Origin of the sequence: Streptomyces rishiriensis (assembly GCF_003112535.1) — a bacterium.
Classification (GTDB): Bacteria; Actinomycetota; Actinomycetes; order Streptomycetales; family Streptomycetaceae; genus Streptomyces; species Streptomyces rishiriensis.
On the sequence record NZ_BEWA01000009.1, the window covers coordinates 61,068 to 76,644 of the forward strand.

The window sequence follows — 15,577 nt, forward strand, 5'->3', positions numbered from 1 at the left end:
CCTTCCAGCTGCAAGCGACCGCGGTCAACAACAATCGAACAATCCAGCCAAGGAGCGGCATGACTTCGCGTACACCCTGGATTCAGGAATTGTCAGACACTCCGCCTTCCGAACGCCGGGCGCTCCTCGAATCCCTGGTCGTCGCGGAGTTCAAACGTGAACTGATGATGGACGACACGGACGTGCTGCCTCTCGGGGTGAGTTACTTCGAACTCGGACTCACCTCCCTCGGCGCCGTCGACACCAGGCGTCGGCTCGAACGGGAACTCGGCCGCACGCTCGACGCGGCCTTCCTGTTCAACCATCCGACGGTCGGTGACCTCGTCGCCTTCCTGACCGCCGACGTGCTCCCCGAGCTCTTCTCCGCCGGCCCGCCCGCCCCCGAGCCGCCCCGGGACGCGGGAGTGTCCACGTCCACGAAGCACCTGGTCAACGACATCCTCAAGGAGCTCTACCAGTGACCGACACGGCCTCGTCCCGCACCGACGCCCTGCTGAAGGACCTGCTTCTGGAGAAGTACGAGCCGATCGCCGTCGTCGGGCTGGGCATCCGTTTCCCGGGGGACAACGACACTCCCGAGGAATTCTCCGCATTCCTCAGAGAAGGCCGGGCCGGAACCGGCCCCGTGCCCGCGGACCGCTGGGACATGGACGCACTGCAGGCCGCCGAGAAGGAGGCGGGGCGAAGCCCCCTCGCGGCCGGCGGGGGATTCGTCTCCGGCGCGGACGAATTCGACTCGAAATTCTTCAACATATCGCCCAAGGAAGCCGACTTCATGGACCCGCAGCACCGCTGGGCCCTGGAATCGGCCTGGCGTGCCCTGGAATCGGCCCACATGGACCCGGCGGCACTGCGCGGAAAAAACGGCGGCGTCTATCTGGGCGTCGGGCAGATGGACTTCGCGATCGACGTCGAGGCCGTGGACCCGATCGACCTCGACGCGCACGTCGCCGCGGGCACCGCGCACAGCGCCGCCGCCGGACGCCTGTCCTACTTCCTCGGCTGGCGCGGCCCCTGTCTGAGCGTCGACACCGCCTGCTCCGCCTCGCTCGTGGCGCTGCACCTCGCCGCCCAGGGACTGCGCCGCCGCGAGTGCGACATCGCCCTCGCGGGAGGCGTGAACGCCACCCACCACCCGCGCAACCACATCGTCTACTCACGCGCCGGCATGCTGTCGCCCGACGGCCGCTGCAAGACCTTCGACGACTCCGCCGACGGCTACGGCCGCAGCGAGGGATCCGGCATGGTCGTCCTCAAACGGCTCTCGGACGCCCGGCGCGACGGCGACACCGTGCTCGCGCTGCTGCGCGGCTCCTCGGTCCGCCAGGACGGCGAGAGCGGCGGCCTCACCGTCCCGAACGGCACGGCCCAGGTCGCCCTGATGCGCGACGCGCTGGCCTCCGCCAACCTGGAGCCCGAGGACATCCAGTACGTGGAGGCGCACGGCACCGGAACGTCCCTCGGCGACCCCATCGAGATGGGGTCCGTCAACACCGTCTTCGCCGAGTCGCGCGCGCACGGCGAGCCGCTGGCCGTCGGCTCGGTGAAGACCAACATCGGCCACATGGAGGCCGCCGCGGGCATCGGCGGCGTCGCCAAGGTCGTCCTCCAGCTCCAGGAAGGCGTGATCTACCCGCACATCAACCTGGACACGCCCTCGCGCCACATCCCCTGGGACCGCTACCGCGTGACCGTCCCCACCGAACTGCGCGACTGGCGGGCCGACGGGCCCCGACGCGCCCTGGTCAACTCGTTCGGCTTCGCCGGCACCATCGCGTCCGTCGTCCTGGAGCAGGCGCCGCCCGCCCCCGCGCCTGCGGCGGCCCCGGACGACGGCACCGCCGTCTTCACCCTCTCGGCGAAGGACCACGCCGGACTGCGCGCCCAGGCCGCGGCCCACCTGCGCTTCCTCGACACGAGCCCCGGCCTCGCCGTCCCCGACTACTGCCGCAGCTCCAACCTCGGCCGCGCCCACCTGCCCGCACGGCTCGCCGGACCCGTCTCCTCGCGGGAGGACCTGGTGCGGCTGCTCGACCGGCAGCTCGCTGACGACGGCCGCGACGGCGGCGAACCCCGGTTCACCGAGGCCGCGTTCCTGTTCTCAGGACAGGGCGCCCAGTACGTCGGGATGGGGCGCGGCCTGTACGACCGCCACCCCGCCTTCCGCCGCCACCTCGACGCCTGCGACGAGCTCTTCGCCGAACACCTCGGCCGCTCCGTCAAGGACGTCATGTTCGGCGACGCGCCGGACAGCGACCTGGACATCGACCGGACCCTCTACACCCAGCCCGCCCTGTTCAGCCTGGAGTACGCGACCGCCCGGCTCTGGATGTCCTGGGGGATCCGGCCGGGCGTCCTGCTCGGACACAGCGTCGGGGAGATCGCCGCGGCCGCGATCGCGGGCCTGTTCTCGCTGGAGGACGCCGTCCGGCTGGTCGCCGTCCGCGCGCGCCTCATGCAGTCCGTGACGGCGCCCGGGGGCATGGCCGCCGTCCACGCCCCCGCCGAGGAGATCGCCCCGCTCCTGGCGCGGTACTCCGACGTCGGCTTCGGCGCCGTCAACTCCCCGCGCCAGTGCGTGATCTCCGGCGGACGCGACTCCCTCGCCGACCTCGTCGGCGCTCTGCGGGAGAGGGGCGTCGACGTCAGGGAGCTGCCGGTGTCGCACGCGTTCCACTCCCCGCTGATGGCCGAGGTGTCCGACGCGTTCGGGGAGGCCATCGCCGGCATCGCCTTCCACGAGCCGCGGCTGAGCTTCGTCTCCAACCTCACCGGCGAGGTCGCCACGCTCGCCGACGTGGGCACGCCCGAGTACTGGGTCCGCCACATCCTGGAGCCCGTCGACTTCGCCGCCGGCATGCGCCGGGTCCAGTCCCGCGGCCCCCACGTCCTCGTCGAGGTCGGCCCGTCCCGCGCGCTCACCGCCCTGGGCCGGCACAACGGCGACCCCGACGCCCACGTGTGGGTGTCCAGCATGGCCAGGTCCGACCCCGGCGCCGGCACGATCGCCGCCGCGCTCGCCCGCTGCTACCAGGCCGGACTCCCCGTCTCCTGGGCGGGCTACCACGCCGGGCGCGGCGGGCGGCACGTGCCGCTGCCCGGCTACGTCTTCGCGAAGAAGCGCCACCCGCTGCCCTCCACCCGCGTCCGCGCCGCCCTCGCCGGCCGCGCGTCCGGACCGGCCTGCCATCCGCTGCTGGGCCGCGACGTCACCGCCGAGGACCGGCGCGCGGCGGGGCAGCGCGAGTTCAGCGCGCTGCTGGCCCCCGACTCCCCGGCGTACCTCGCCGACCACGTCGTCATGGGCCAGGCGGTGTTCCCCGGCGCGGGATACGTCGAAGTCGTGCTGGCCCTGCAGGACGCGGTGCACGGCGAGACCGGCCGGCCCGTCCGGGACCTGCGCATCCACGAACCCCTCTTCCTGCGCGACGGCGAACCGACCGAGATCCGCACCCGGCTGCGCCCCCACGACGCCGCCGACGGGCCCGCCGCCGTCGAGATCGTCAGCCGCGTCGACGGCCGGGACGGCATGATCGAACGCGTCCACGCCACCGCCGCCCTCGACGGCGCGCCCACCGGACCGGCCGCGCTCGGCGACGTCGTGGACCGCCTGCGCAAGACGGCCGCGACCCTCGACGCGCCGCAGGACCGCCGGCCCGGCGAGGACCTGTACGAGCGGTACGCCGAACTGGGACTGCCCTACGGCCCCGAGTTCCGGCGCGTCCTGCGCGTCGACCGGTACGCCGACGGCTTCGCCACCGGCGAGCTGCGCGGCCTCGACACACCCGTCGTGGAACACCTGCGGGCCTCGGTCCTCGACTGCGCGATGCAGACCCTCGGCGCCGCCGTCGACCTGGACGGCACCTATCTGCCCGTCGGCTTCGACGCGGTCGAACTGCTCAAGCGCCCCAAGGGCGACCTGCACATCCTCGTCCAGGTCGACCTCGACCCCGGCGGCGAGCTCGCCGCCGACATCGTCGCCCTGGAGGGCGCCCGGACGGTCTTCGTCGTCAAGGGCGTCCGCCTCAAGCGCGTCGCCGACGCCCCGGCCGACCCGGCCGAGCGCATGCTGCTGCGCCCCCGCTGGATCAAGCGCTCGCTGCCCGCGGCCAGGACCGGCGGGCAGGACCGCCGCGTCCTGGTGGTCCGTCCCGGCGACGGCCTCCCGGGCGGCCTGCGCGACCGGCTCGCCGGCACGGGCGTCGACACCCTGCACGCCCCCGACGCCGTCGCCGCCGCCGCGCTGCTGGCCGCGGACGACGCCGTCACGGACCTGTGCTGGTTCTGGACGCCCGAGCCCGCCCTCGAAGGCGAGGACCGGCTGCGCACCGAGACCGAGCGCAACTACCGCGACCTGCTCGCCCTGGTGGCGGCCGTGGCCGACGGACCGGTCGCGGGCCGCGCCCCGCGGGTCCTGCTCGTGACCGAACGCGCCCAGTGGCTGCCCGGCGACGTCGCGGACAGCGCGTCCCGGGACGGCGACGCGCTCGCCGCCGCCTCCCTGTGGGGCTTCGGCGCGGTCCTGGCCAACGAGTACCCGGCGCTGCGGACCGTGCTGCTCGACCTCGACGGAACCGACCTCCAGCCCCTCGTCGACGAGTGGCTCGCCGCGGACGCCTCGGGCGGCGAGCACCAGATCGCGTACCGGTCCGGCGTGCGCCACGTGAAGCGGCTCTCCCCGCCCGTCGCCGGCAGCCGCGACGACGCCAACACGGAACTCACGATCACCGAGTACGGCCAGTTCTCCGCCGTCCGGCCGGTGCCCGTCGAGGACCGCCCGCCCACCGGCGACGAAGTCACCGTCCAGGTGCACGCCGCCGGGCTCAACTTCAAGGACGTCCTCAACGCGCTCGGCATGCTCCGCCAGTACGCGCTGGACCACGGCCTCCCGCACCAGCCCCTCCCGCTCGGCTTCGAGGCGTCCGGCACCGTCGTCGAGGCGGGACCCGACGCCGCGTTCCGGCCCGGCGACGACGTGATGCTCAGCCGGATCGGCTCCATGCGGCGGCGGGTCACCGTCCCGTCCACGGTCGTCGTGCGCAAGCCCGCCGGCCTCACCTTCACCGAGGCCGCGGGGCTGCCCGCCGCGTACGTCACTGCCTTCCACGCACTGCACGACCTCGCCGGCGTCAAGGCGGGCGACCGGGTCCTGGTCCACGCGGCCGCGGGCGGCGTCGGACAGGCGGCCGTGCAGCTCGCCCGGCTCGCCGGCGCCGAGGTGTACGCCACCGCCAGCCCCCGCAAGTGGCCCCTGCTGCGCTCCCAGGGCGTGGAGCACGTCATGAACTCCCGCACCCTCGACTTCGCCGACGAGGTGCTGGCGGCCACCGGGGGCCGGGGCGTCGACATCGTCCTCAACAGCCTCAACAAGGACCACATCCCGGCAGGTCTGCGCTGCCTCGCCGAAGGCGGCCGGTTCGTCGAACTCGGCAAGATCGGCGTCTGGTCGCCCGAGGAGATGACCGCCCGGCGACCCGACGTCGAGTACCACAACTTCGACCTCGGCGAGCTGCCCGCCGACGAGCTCGACCGCCTCAACCACGACATCCTGCGGACGGTCGCCGACCACATCGAGGCCGGCCGGTTGACCGCCCTGCCCGTGGTCGGCTACTCCCTCGACGAGGTCGAGGAGGCGTTCGGCGTCCTGAGCCGGGGCGCCAACCTCGGCAAGGTCGTGCTGGAGTTCCGCGACGAACGCGACCTGCCCGCCCAGCCGGTGCCCATCGACGCGGGGGAGACGTACCTCGTCACCGGAGGCCTCGGCGCGCTCGGTCTGGCCTCCGCGCGCAAGCTGGTCCGGCAGGGCGCCCGCCGCATCGCGCTCGTCAGCCGCCGGGCCGTCGACGAGCGCCGGCGGGCCGAGATCGCCGCCGGACTCGGCGAGGGCGTCGAGGTGGAGATCCACCAGGGGGACGTCGCCGACGCCGCCGACGTCCAGCGGATCGTCGGCGACCTCGCCGGGAGCGACGCCCCGCTCGGCGGCGTCCTGCACGCCGCGGGCGTCCTCGCCGACGCCCCGCTCACGGCCCAGACCTGGGAGAGCATGGCCGCGGTCCTGCGCGCCAAGGTCCACGGCACCTGGCTGCTGCACCGCGCGCTGGCCGACGTGCCCACGCTCCGGTTCTTCGTCGGCTACTCGTCGATCGCCTCGGTGCTCGGCTCCGCCGGCCAGGCCAACTACGCCGCGGGCAACGCGTACATGGACGTCCTCATGCAGGCCCGGGCCGCCGCCGGTTTGACCGGACTCAGCGTCAACTGGGGCCCGTGGGCGGACATCGGCATGGCCGCCTCCCTCACCGAGCGCCAGATCGACGGCATCGAGGCCCGCGGCCTGAAGTTCGTCAAGCCCGACGCCGCGCTGAACGCCCTGTTCACCGCGCTCGCCCGGCCGTACGCCCAGACCGTCGTCGGCGAGTTCGACTGGGACGCCTACACCGGCGCCCTGCCGTCCCCGAACGCCCTGCTCGACGAACTGCGTTCGGGCCGGAGCGCCGCGCCGAACCGGACCGACGTGGACGTCGACGAGCTGCTCGCCCGGCCGAAGCCCGACCGCGAGGCCGCGCTCCGGGAACTGCTGCGCGCCCGGATCGCGGACGTGCTGCGCTACGACTCGCCCGAGGAGATCGACCTCGACGCCCGGTTCGTGGACCTCGGCCTCGACTCGCTCGGCTCGGTGGAGCTGAAGAACGCCCTGGAGACCGTGCTCGGCATCCCGCTGCCCGCCTCCGCCCTCTTCGACCACCCCGCCGTGCGGTCGCTGGCCGTGTTCCTCGACGAGCAGCTCGTCCCGGACCAGGCCCAGGACGGACCGGCCGCCCCGCCGCGGGAGAACCCCGGCGAGGACGTGCGCGAGCTGACCGACGCCGAGGCGGACGACGAACTCGACGCGCTGCGCGAGATGTTCCGGTGACCGGCGACCGCCCGAAGGCGACGAGCTACATCGATCACCTGGAGACCCTGTCGAAGAAGCAGCTCATGGTGATGCTGGCCCGGCAGCACCACGAGCGGACCCAGCCGGTCGCCGTCATCGGCATGGGCTGCCGCCTGCCCGGCGGGCTCGACGACCCCCGGGCACTGTGGAGCGCGCTGCGCGAGGGACGGGTCCTGCCCACCGAGGCGGCCGGCGTGCCCGCCGACAGCCTCGGCCGGCCGCGCTGGAACCTCGCCGCGCCGGACCTGGCGCCGCTGGCCGGACGGCTGCGTCAGGGCGCCTACCTGACGGACGTGGACCTCTTCGACGCCGACCGGTTCGGCATCGCGCACGAGGAGGCCCGCCACATGGACCCGCAGCAGCGCCTCCTCCTGGAGGTCGCCGCCGAGGCCCTCGCGGACGCCAACCTGTCCCGGGAGCGGCTGCGGGGCCGGGACGTCGGCGTGTACGCGGTGGCCGGGCCGGTGGAGTACCCGCACGCCTGGCTGCGCGGCGGAATCCCCGGCGACGGTCTGTCCGCGCACATGAGCACGGGCTCCTCGCCCAGCGCCTTCAGCGGCCGCATCGCGCTGTCGCTGGGGCTCAACGGCCCGGCCGTCACCGTCGACACCGCGTCCTCGTCCATGCTGACGGCCGTGCACCTGGCGGTGCGGGCCCTGCGCGCCCGCGAGTGCGACGTCGCCCTCGTCGGCACCTGCAACCTGCTGCTCTCCCCGTTCGGCACCGGCATCCTCGACCGGGCCGGGATGCTGTCGCCGACCGGCCGCAGCAGGCCCTTCACCCGGCACGCCGACGGGCACGTGCGCGGCGAAGGCTGCGGGGTCGTCGTCCTGAAGCGGTACGCGGACGCGATCGCCGACGGGGACCGGCCGTACGCGCTCGTGCGCGGCAGCGCCGTCCACGCCCAGGGCGACCGGCCCGGCATCTCGGTGGCCTCGGCCCGCGGCCAGAAGGCCGTGATCGAGCGGGCGCTCCAGGACGCGGACGTCGCCCCCGAGGACGTGCAGTACGTCGAGGCACAGGCCAACGGCTCGCGGATCGGCGGCCAGATCGAGGCCGAGACCCTGGCCGACGCGTACGCGCGGCGCTCGCCCGACGCGACGCCGCTGTACATCGGCTCCTGCAAGGCGAACCTCGGCTACCTCGAAACCGCCTCCGGCGCGCCCGGGCTGATGAAGACGGTGCTCGCGCTCGCCCATGCGGAGATCCCGCCGCAACCCGGCGAGGAGGAGGCGGACCCGGACATCCCGTGGGAGCGGACGGCGCTGCGGCTCGCCGCGAAGCCGCTGCCCTGGCCCACGCACGGCAGGAGACGGGCGGCCGTCAGCGGGTTCGGCTTCTGCGGCACGCTGGCGCACGTCGTGCTGGAGAGCGCCCCCGAGCGCCCGGCCGCCCCGGCCGCCGGGGCAGCAGCGGCCGCGGGAACAGCCCGGGCCGCCGAGGACGCGGGCCCCTGGCCGCTGCTGCTGTCGGCGCACAGCGCCGAGGCGCTGGCCGGCACGGCCGCCCGGCTGCACCGCCATCTGCGGGACCGCGCCGACTGGTCCCCCGCCGCCGTCTGCCGGACCCTCGCCGAGGGCCGTGACCACCACGCCGTCCGGTACGCGGCCGTCGTCCACGACCGCTCCGCCCTCCTCGCCGCACTGGAGCGGGCGTCCGCGGCCGACCCGGGCCCGGGCCTCGACGCCCCCGGCGCGCCCGCGCACCTCACCGGGGCCGCCCGGCACGCCCGTCGGTACGTCGCCCAGGAGGCCCCCGCCACAGCCGAGTTGTGGCCGCCCGACGGTCCGCGCCCCGAACTGCTCCACCTGCCCGGTCCCGCGCTCGTCGGCCGGCGCCACTGGCCCGACCACCACAACTGGATCTGAGCCTCAGCCTCCTACGGACAGGACACTCCCTCATGCACTACCCGAACCTCAGGACCGCCGCCGAAACGGTGGCGTTCCACGCCACCCACCACCCCCGGCGCACCGCCCTGAGCTGCGAGGGCCGCGACGTCACCTACGAGCAGCTGCACCGGGAGAGCAACCGCACCGCCCGGTCCCTGCTCGCGGGCGGCGCCGGGCGAGGCACCCGCGTCGCCTTCCTCGGCAAGGAGTCCGAGCACTACTACGAGATCTTCTTCGCCTGCGCCAAGACCGGAGCGGTGCTCGTCCCGATCAACTGGCGGCTCACCCCCGCCGAGGTGGAGCACATCCTGCGCGACTCCGGAGCCGAAGTCCTCTTCGTGGAACGGGAGTACGCCGACACCGCCGCCCGCATCCGCGCGGAGCTGCCCGCCCGGCCCGCTCTCGTCGTGCTCGACGACGGTGACGACCGGGGCGCCGGACTGCGGGAGTGGAAGGCGGACCGGCCGGACGGCGACCTCACGGTCCGGGCCCAGCCCGACGACCCGGTCACCCAGATCTACACCAGCGGCACCACCGGCCTGCCCAAGGGCGTCGTCCTCGCCCACCGCAGCTTCTTCGCGATCCGTGACCTGCTCGCGGAACACGGCCTCGACTGGATCGACTGGTACCCGGGCGACGTCAGCCTGATCAGCATCCCCGGCTTCCACGTCGCGGGCATCTGGTGGGCCATGCAGGCCTTCAACGCCGGCGTGACCAGCGTGTCCATGCGGATGTTCGCCGCGCACGACGCCGTGCGGCTGATCCGCGAACACGGCGTCACCACCACCTGCGCGGTCCCGGCGATGCTGCAGATGATGGTGTCCGAACCCGGCGTCGGACCCGCCGACTTCGCCTCGCTGCGCAAGGTCACCTACGGTGGCTCCCCGATCTCCGAGACGCTGATGCTGCAGTGCATGGAGATGCTGGGCTGCGACCTGGGCCAGCTGTACGGGCTCACCGAGAGCGGCAACACCGCGCTGTGCCTGCCGCCCTCGGACCACCGCGCCGGCAGCCCCCGGCTGCGCGCCGCGGGCCGCCCGTACCCCGGCGTCGAGGTGAAGGTGGTCTGCGAGGACGGCGGCGCCCTCCCGTCCGGCGCCATCGGGGAGATCTGTCTGCGCACGCCCGCGGTGATGGTGGAGTACTGGGGCATGAAGGAGGCGACCGAGGAGACCCTCGCCGACGGCTGGCTGCACACCGGGGACGCCGGCTACCTCGACGAGGACGGCTACGTCTACGTGTGCGACCGTCTCAAGGACACCGTCATCGTCGCCGGCGAGAACGTCTACCCGGCCGAGGTGGAGAACGCGCTGGCCACCCATCCGGCGGTGGCCGAGGCGGCCGTCATCGGGGTGCCCGACGACCGCTGGGGCGAGGTCGTGCGCGCCTTCGTCGTGCTGCGCCCGGGGATGTCGGCGAGCCCGCGCGAACTGAAACTCCACCTTCAGGGACGGCTCGCCGATTTCAAGTCCCCGAGCGGCTACGAGTTCATCGAGCGCATCCCCCGCAACCCCAGCGGAAAAATACTCAGACGCGAACTCCGCAAGGAATTCTGGGCCGACCGGGAGCGCCAGGTGAACTGAGCCGGGGTAATTCCCGCCGACACGGATATCCGGGACCGGCCGAAGCCGGTCCCGGATATCCGTGTGCGCTCATTCCGTCGAATCAGCGGGTGCGGGAGCGGCAGCAGCCCGAGTGCCGCCATTCCGCCCCGTGCCAGTAATGCGCGGCGTCCTCGCGCGCGCTGGGCGCGGCGGCCCGGACCTCGTTGCGGGGAGCGCCGCCCGGTGCGCCGCCGCGGGCGGCCGCGGCGGACGGACGGAACGGTGCGAGCAGCTCCGGCACCTCGTACGGGTGGCCGCCCACCATGACCCGGCGCACCGCCGCCGCCGCACGGATGTCGGTGAGCGGGTCGCCGGCGACGCCCACCAGGTCGGCCAGGTGTCCCGGGGCCACCCGGCCCAGCCGGTCGCCGAGGCCGAGCGCCCGGGCCGCGTTCCCGGTGGCCGTCTGGAGCGCCTCGCGCGGGGTGAAGCCGTACTTCACCAGGATCCGCAGGTTCTGGTGGATGCTGATCGCCACGTCGTCCAGGGCCGAGTCCGTGCCGGCGACGACCAGCCCCCCGGCCCGGTGCACCCGCAGCAGCATGTCGCAGTCCCCGAGGGTCCAGGCGTGGTTGAGCTGGGCGTCCGCGCTGCCCGACCCCGCGTCGGCGGCCTTCTGGACCAGCCGGGCGTACTCCCAGTCGGGGTACAGCACCCGGGTCCGCTCGTCCTCGATCAGCGAGCGGTCCTCGACGAACAGCTCGGAGGCGAACAGCGTCGTCGTGGAGATCCACATGCCGCTCGCCGCCAGCAGGTCCACCGAGTCCTGGAACGTCCGCCCGGCGGCGAAGCTCAGCGTCCTCGAGTAGCCGAGGCGGTTGCCGCCGCCGGTGTGCTCCATGCCGTCCAGCCCGGTGCGGGCCGCCGGGTAGAGGTAGTGCGAGGTCACCGGGACGCCGGCGGCGTGCGCGCGCGCCACGACCTCCCGCTCGTACTCCACCGGCAGCCGGATGTACGACTTCAGCAGGTCGTAGCGCAGGGCGAGGGCGCGTTGCAGGTCCCGGTCCAGCTGGTCGCGGGAGAAGACCGGCCGCATGACGCGATGGCGCCCGCGGGTTCCCTCCAGCCCCTCGCCGGACCCGAAGTAGCGCGGCCCGACCTTGGCCCCGGCCGCCAGCGCCTCCCGCGTCTCGACCATCTGGTACGCCGGATCGCCGGGGGTGCGGCTGGTGGTGACGCCGTACGCGAGCCAGGCGCGGCCCTGCCGGTCGCCCCACTGGGGGCCGCGCCAGTGCCAGTGGTTGTGGGTGTCGATCAGTCCGGGCATGACGGTCAGGTCCGATGCGTCGACGACCCGTTCGCCGCGCGCGCTTCCCCGCCGTACGACCTCCTCGATCCTGCCGCCGCGCAGCACGACGTCCGCCTCGTGCCGCAGGGTGCCGGACGTCCCGTCCCACACCGCGCCCGCGCGCACGACGGTCCGTCCGGCGGGGGCCGGACGGCGGGACCAGGACAGCCGGGTCGGCAGCGTGCGCGGCGTGCCGCCGTCCAGTCCGACCATGCGCAGTCGGCCCAGGGAGAGGTAGAGCAGGGCGTCGCAGCGCGTCCCGACGGAGAGCGAGTCGGTGACGTCGTCGGTGAGCCGCACCGGCTCGCCGGTGATCCGCCCGGCCGTGTCCACCGGGACCTTCCACGCCTGGCTCTCGATGCCGACGACGAGATGCGTGCCGTCGGGCGTCCACAGCGGGCCGTCGCCGCTGCGGGTGGAGACCGAGCGTCCGGGCGCCACGCTCTGGTAGCGCAGTTCGTGCGTGGTCAGGTCGACGGTGAGGATCTGGTTCACGCCGTTGACGCTGCGCCGGGAGTAGGGGGCGGCCGCGGCGAGGGCGAGGATCCTGCCGTTCGGCGACCAGGCGGGCGGTCCGGGCTGGTACAGCGCGGGGACGACCTGGGTGACCGAGCCGTCGGCCAGGGTCAGCACCCAGGTGGCGCCGCTCTCGTCCTGGTACGCGATCCGGGAGCCGTCCGGTGACCAGCGGGGCGCGAGCTGGGCGTTCGGCAGATCGGTGAGCCGCTCGGAGGCGCCCTTCGCGACGTCGTAGCGCCACAGATTCGCGGTGCCGGCCCGGTCGCTGACGTAGACGAGGGACCGGCCGTCGGGCGCCCAGTCGGGGGAGGAGTTGAAGTAGCCGTCCGCGACGATCTTGACGGGCCGCTCGGCGCCGGTGCGCAGCCACAGCGCGTTCAGCGCCCGGAAGGCGATCTTCCGGCCGTCGGGGGAGAGCGCGGGGTCGGCGATGCCCAGGACGTCCTGGGGGCCGTCCCCGGTGAGGTCGGGCCCCTTCCGCTTCGCGTGGTCCACCCGCCGCACCTCGACCGAGGCGGTGAACGGGACGGTGCTGCGGCCGCCGCCGTCGAGCCTGCGCCGGCATATCCGGCCGTCGGCCGTGTACAGCAGTTCGCCGGCCGACAACCAGACCGGCGCGAGCGGGAAGACGTCCTCGTCCTCGCTCAGGACCCGGTCGTCCACCATGAGTTCGGCGCGCGCGCCGGTGACCCGGACGTACGCCAGCCGCCGGCCGTCCGGGTCGAACGACGGTGCGTACAGGGCGGCGTCCGCCGGGCCGGTGAGCAGCGTCCGCGTCTCTCCCGTCCCGATGTCGACGGCCTCGATCGAGCCGTACTCCGCGACGTACGCCACCTGTCGCCCGTCGGCGGACCAGGTCGGCATGGCGACGTTGCGGTCCTGCCGGGTGAGCGACCGCCGGGCGCCCGTCGTGGTGTCGACGACCTCGATCCGGCCGGCGTTGTCCCGGTCCGAGGCGAACGCGACCGAGCGGCCGTCGGGGGAGAACTTGGGCTCCTGGTCGTACCCGTCGCCGGTGGTCAGCCGACGCGCCCCGGACCCGTCGACGCCGATGCGCCACAGGTCGTACGTCCCCTCACGGAACGACTGGAACACCAGGCTCTGCCCGTCCGGCGCCCAGTGCGGCTGCGTCGCGTCCAGCAGGTCGTCGGTGAGCCGGCGTGCCGTACCGCCCGCGGCCGGTAACAGCCAGATCGCGTTGAGCGCGTCGATGGCGAGCGTCGTGCCGTCCGGCGAGAGCGCGGCGCACAGATTGGCGCTCTCGTGGGTGTCGACCCGGACGAGACCGTCGTCGGCGGGGTCCGCGGCGACGCCTTCACCGGCGTACGCGACGCCGCCCGCACCGAGCGGCCCCAGCTCGCCCCCGAGCCAGAGCGTTCCCAGCCCGACGGCTCCCGAACGATGCAGCAGAGAACGGCGCGACATAAAGCCCGGACCTCCCGGACCACCTTGCGGGCCTTCCTCGGGAAACTCCCCGGATGCTCCGGATCCCTGTTCCGTCACAGTAATCCTCCCTCGTGCGGAGGCAGACAACGCACCGTCAATCCCCCATTGAGCCGGCCCGGTCGTTCGGGCGTGCGTTCGTACGGCGCGTCGAATATAGGGCATCGCCGAATGCGAGGGAGGGGTCCGGAGAGAATCACCGGATATTCAGAAGCAGAAAACCGGGCTTTCGCCCGGGGGATCGGCTGTTTTTCCCGACGTCCACGGGAACGTCGCCCGAGGCCCCGGCGTTCGTCGCTGTGGGGGCGGGGCGCTCTGCGACGCCGTGATGCGCTCGGCGACGACCCCGAGCAGCACTTCTCGGGGACTCTTCGGGAACCTTCGCGGCTGCCTCACGGGCACCCGGGGACTTTCCGCCGCGTGAGCAGGGAAGGCCCCGACCGTGCTGGAAGTGACGAACGCACTGGTCAGGGCCCGATTCCCTAGCACTCGATGATGTTCACCGCCAGCCCGCCGCGGGCCGTCTCCTTGTACTTGACGCTCATGTCGGCGCCCGTGTCCTTCATCGTCTTGATGACCTTGTCCAGGGACACCTTGTGCGAGCCGTCGCCGCGCATCGCCATGCGGGCCGCCGTGACCGCCTTCACCGCGGCCATGCCGTTGCGCTCGATGCAGGGGATCTGGACCAGACCGCCGACGGGGTCGCAGGTGAGGCCGAGGTTGTGCTCCATGCCGATCTCGGCCGCGTTCTCGACCTGCTCGGGGGAGCCGCCGAGGACCTCGGCCAGTGCGCCCGCCGCCATCGAGCAGGCCGAGCCGACCTCGCCCTGGCAGCCGACCTCGGCGCCGGAGATGGAGGCGTTCTCCTTGAAGAGCATGCCGATCGCGCCGGCCGCGAGGAGGAAGCGGACCACGCCGTCCTCGTCGGCGCCGGGAACGAAGTTCATGTAGTAGTGCAGGACCGCGGGGATGATGCCGGCCGCGCCGTTCGTGGGGGCCGTCACCACCCGGCCGCCGGCCGCGTTCTCCTCGTTGACCGCCATCGCGTACAGCGTGATCCACTCCATGGAGTGGGCCAACGCGTCGCCCTCCGCCCGCAGCTGACGAGCCGTCATGGCGGCGCGACGGCGCACCCGCAGGCCGCCCGGCAGGATGCCCTCCTGGGACATGCCGCGGGACACACAGGACTGCATCACGCGCCAGATCTCCAGCAGCCCGGCCCGGATCTCGTCCTCCGTGCGCCAGGCGCGCTCGTTCTCCAGCATCAGGGAGGAGATCGACAGGCCGGTCTCCTTCGTCAGGCGCAACAGCTCGTCGCCCGTGCGGAAGCTGTACTTCAGCACCGTGTCGTCGAGCTTGATGCGGTCCTCGCCGACCGCGTCCTCGTCCACGACGAACCCGCCGCCGACCGAGTAGTACGTCTTGGACAGCAGTTCCGCGCCCGAGGCGTCATGGGCCCACACCGTCATGCCGTTGGCGTGGTAGGGCAGCGCCTTGCGGCGGTGCAGCACCAGATCGTCGTCGAAGGAGAACGGGATCTCGTGGCTGCCCAGCAGCCGCAGCCGCGAGGACTCCTTGATCTGCGCCACCCGGTCGTCCGCTCCCGCGACGTCCACGGTGCGGGGGGAGGCGCCCTCCAGGCCGAGCAGGACCGCCTTGGGGGTGCCGTGGCCGTGGCCGGTCGCGCCCAGCGAGCCGTACAGCTCGCAGCGGACCGACGCGGTGGACTCCAGCAGGCCCTCGTTGCGCAGCCGCCGCGCGAACATGCGCGCCGCGCGCATCGGGCCGACCGTGTGGGAGCTGGACGGGCCGATGCCGATCGAGAACAGGTCGAAGACCGAGATGGCCACGGGTACTCCTCAGGACTGGGGTGGTGGGGCGCCCGCACCCGGAACGGGATGCC

General features: G+C 73.4%; 6 protein-coding genes. 4 read left to right on the plus strand and 2 right to left on the minus strand.

The window, feature by feature from the left end; translation table 11 throughout:
* The first annotated feature begins 59 nt into the window (after positions 1-59).
* From Sri02f_RS16345 to Sri02f_RS16360, 4 genes are read left to right on the plus strand one after another with little or no spacing between them, the layout of a single operon-like run.
* Positions 60-461, plus strand: coding sequence for an acyl carrier protein (locus tag Sri02f_RS16345; protein ID WP_109002040.1), 402 nt, complete (start codon positions 60-62; stop codon positions 459-461).
* Positions 458-6,910 carry a type I polyketide synthase gene (locus tag Sri02f_RS16350; RefSeq protein WP_109002041.1) on the plus strand — a complete coding sequence of 2,151 codons (6,453 nt, stop codon included), beginning with the start codon at positions 458-460 and terminating at the stop codon, positions 6,908-6,910. Before Sri02f_RS16345 ends, Sri02f_RS16350 begins: the two co-directional genes overlap by 4 nt.
* Entirely contained in the window at positions 6,907-8,799 is a 1,893-nt protein-coding gene (locus tag Sri02f_RS16355) for a polyketide synthase (protein ID WP_109002042.1), read from the plus strand. The genes Sri02f_RS16350 and Sri02f_RS16355 overlap by 4 nt, the downstream gene beginning before the upstream one ends.
* A 32-nt stretch (positions 8,800-8,831) precedes the next feature.
* Entirely contained in the window at positions 8,832-10,403 is a 1,572-nt protein-coding gene (locus tag Sri02f_RS16360) for a fatty acid--CoA ligase (RefSeq protein ID WP_109002043.1), read from the plus strand.
* An 82-nt stretch (positions 10,404-10,485) separates the two neighbouring features.
* Here the strand turns inward: Sri02f_RS16360 and Sri02f_RS16365 are convergent, their stop codons facing one another.
* Positions 10,486-13,656, minus strand: coding sequence for an amidohydrolase family protein (locus tag Sri02f_RS16365; RefSeq protein ID WP_109002044.1), 3,171 nt, complete (start codon positions 13,654-13,656; stop codon positions 10,486-10,488).
* Positions 13,657-14,156: 500 nt separating this feature from the next.
* On the minus strand, positions 14,157-15,524 hold the full coding sequence (locus tag Sri02f_RS16370; RefSeq protein WP_109002045.1) for an L-serine ammonia-lyase: 1,368 nt from the start codon (positions 15,522-15,524) through the stop codon (positions 14,157-14,159).
* Between the last annotated feature and the right edge of the window lie 53 nt (positions 15,525-15,577).

Coding starts and splice junctions, on each gene's coding strand:
- Sri02f_RS16365 (WP_109002044.1), bottom strand. CDS start 13,656: ATGTCGCGCCGTTCTCTGCTGCATCGTTCGGGAGCCGTCGGGCTGGGA.
- Sri02f_RS16360 (WP_109002043.1), top strand. CDS start 8,832: ATGCACTACCCGAACCTCAGGACCGCCGCCGAAACGGTGGCGTTCCAC.
- Sri02f_RS16345 (WP_109002040.1), top strand. CDS start 60: ATGACTTCGCGTACACCCTGGATTCAGGAATTGTCAGACACTCCGCCT.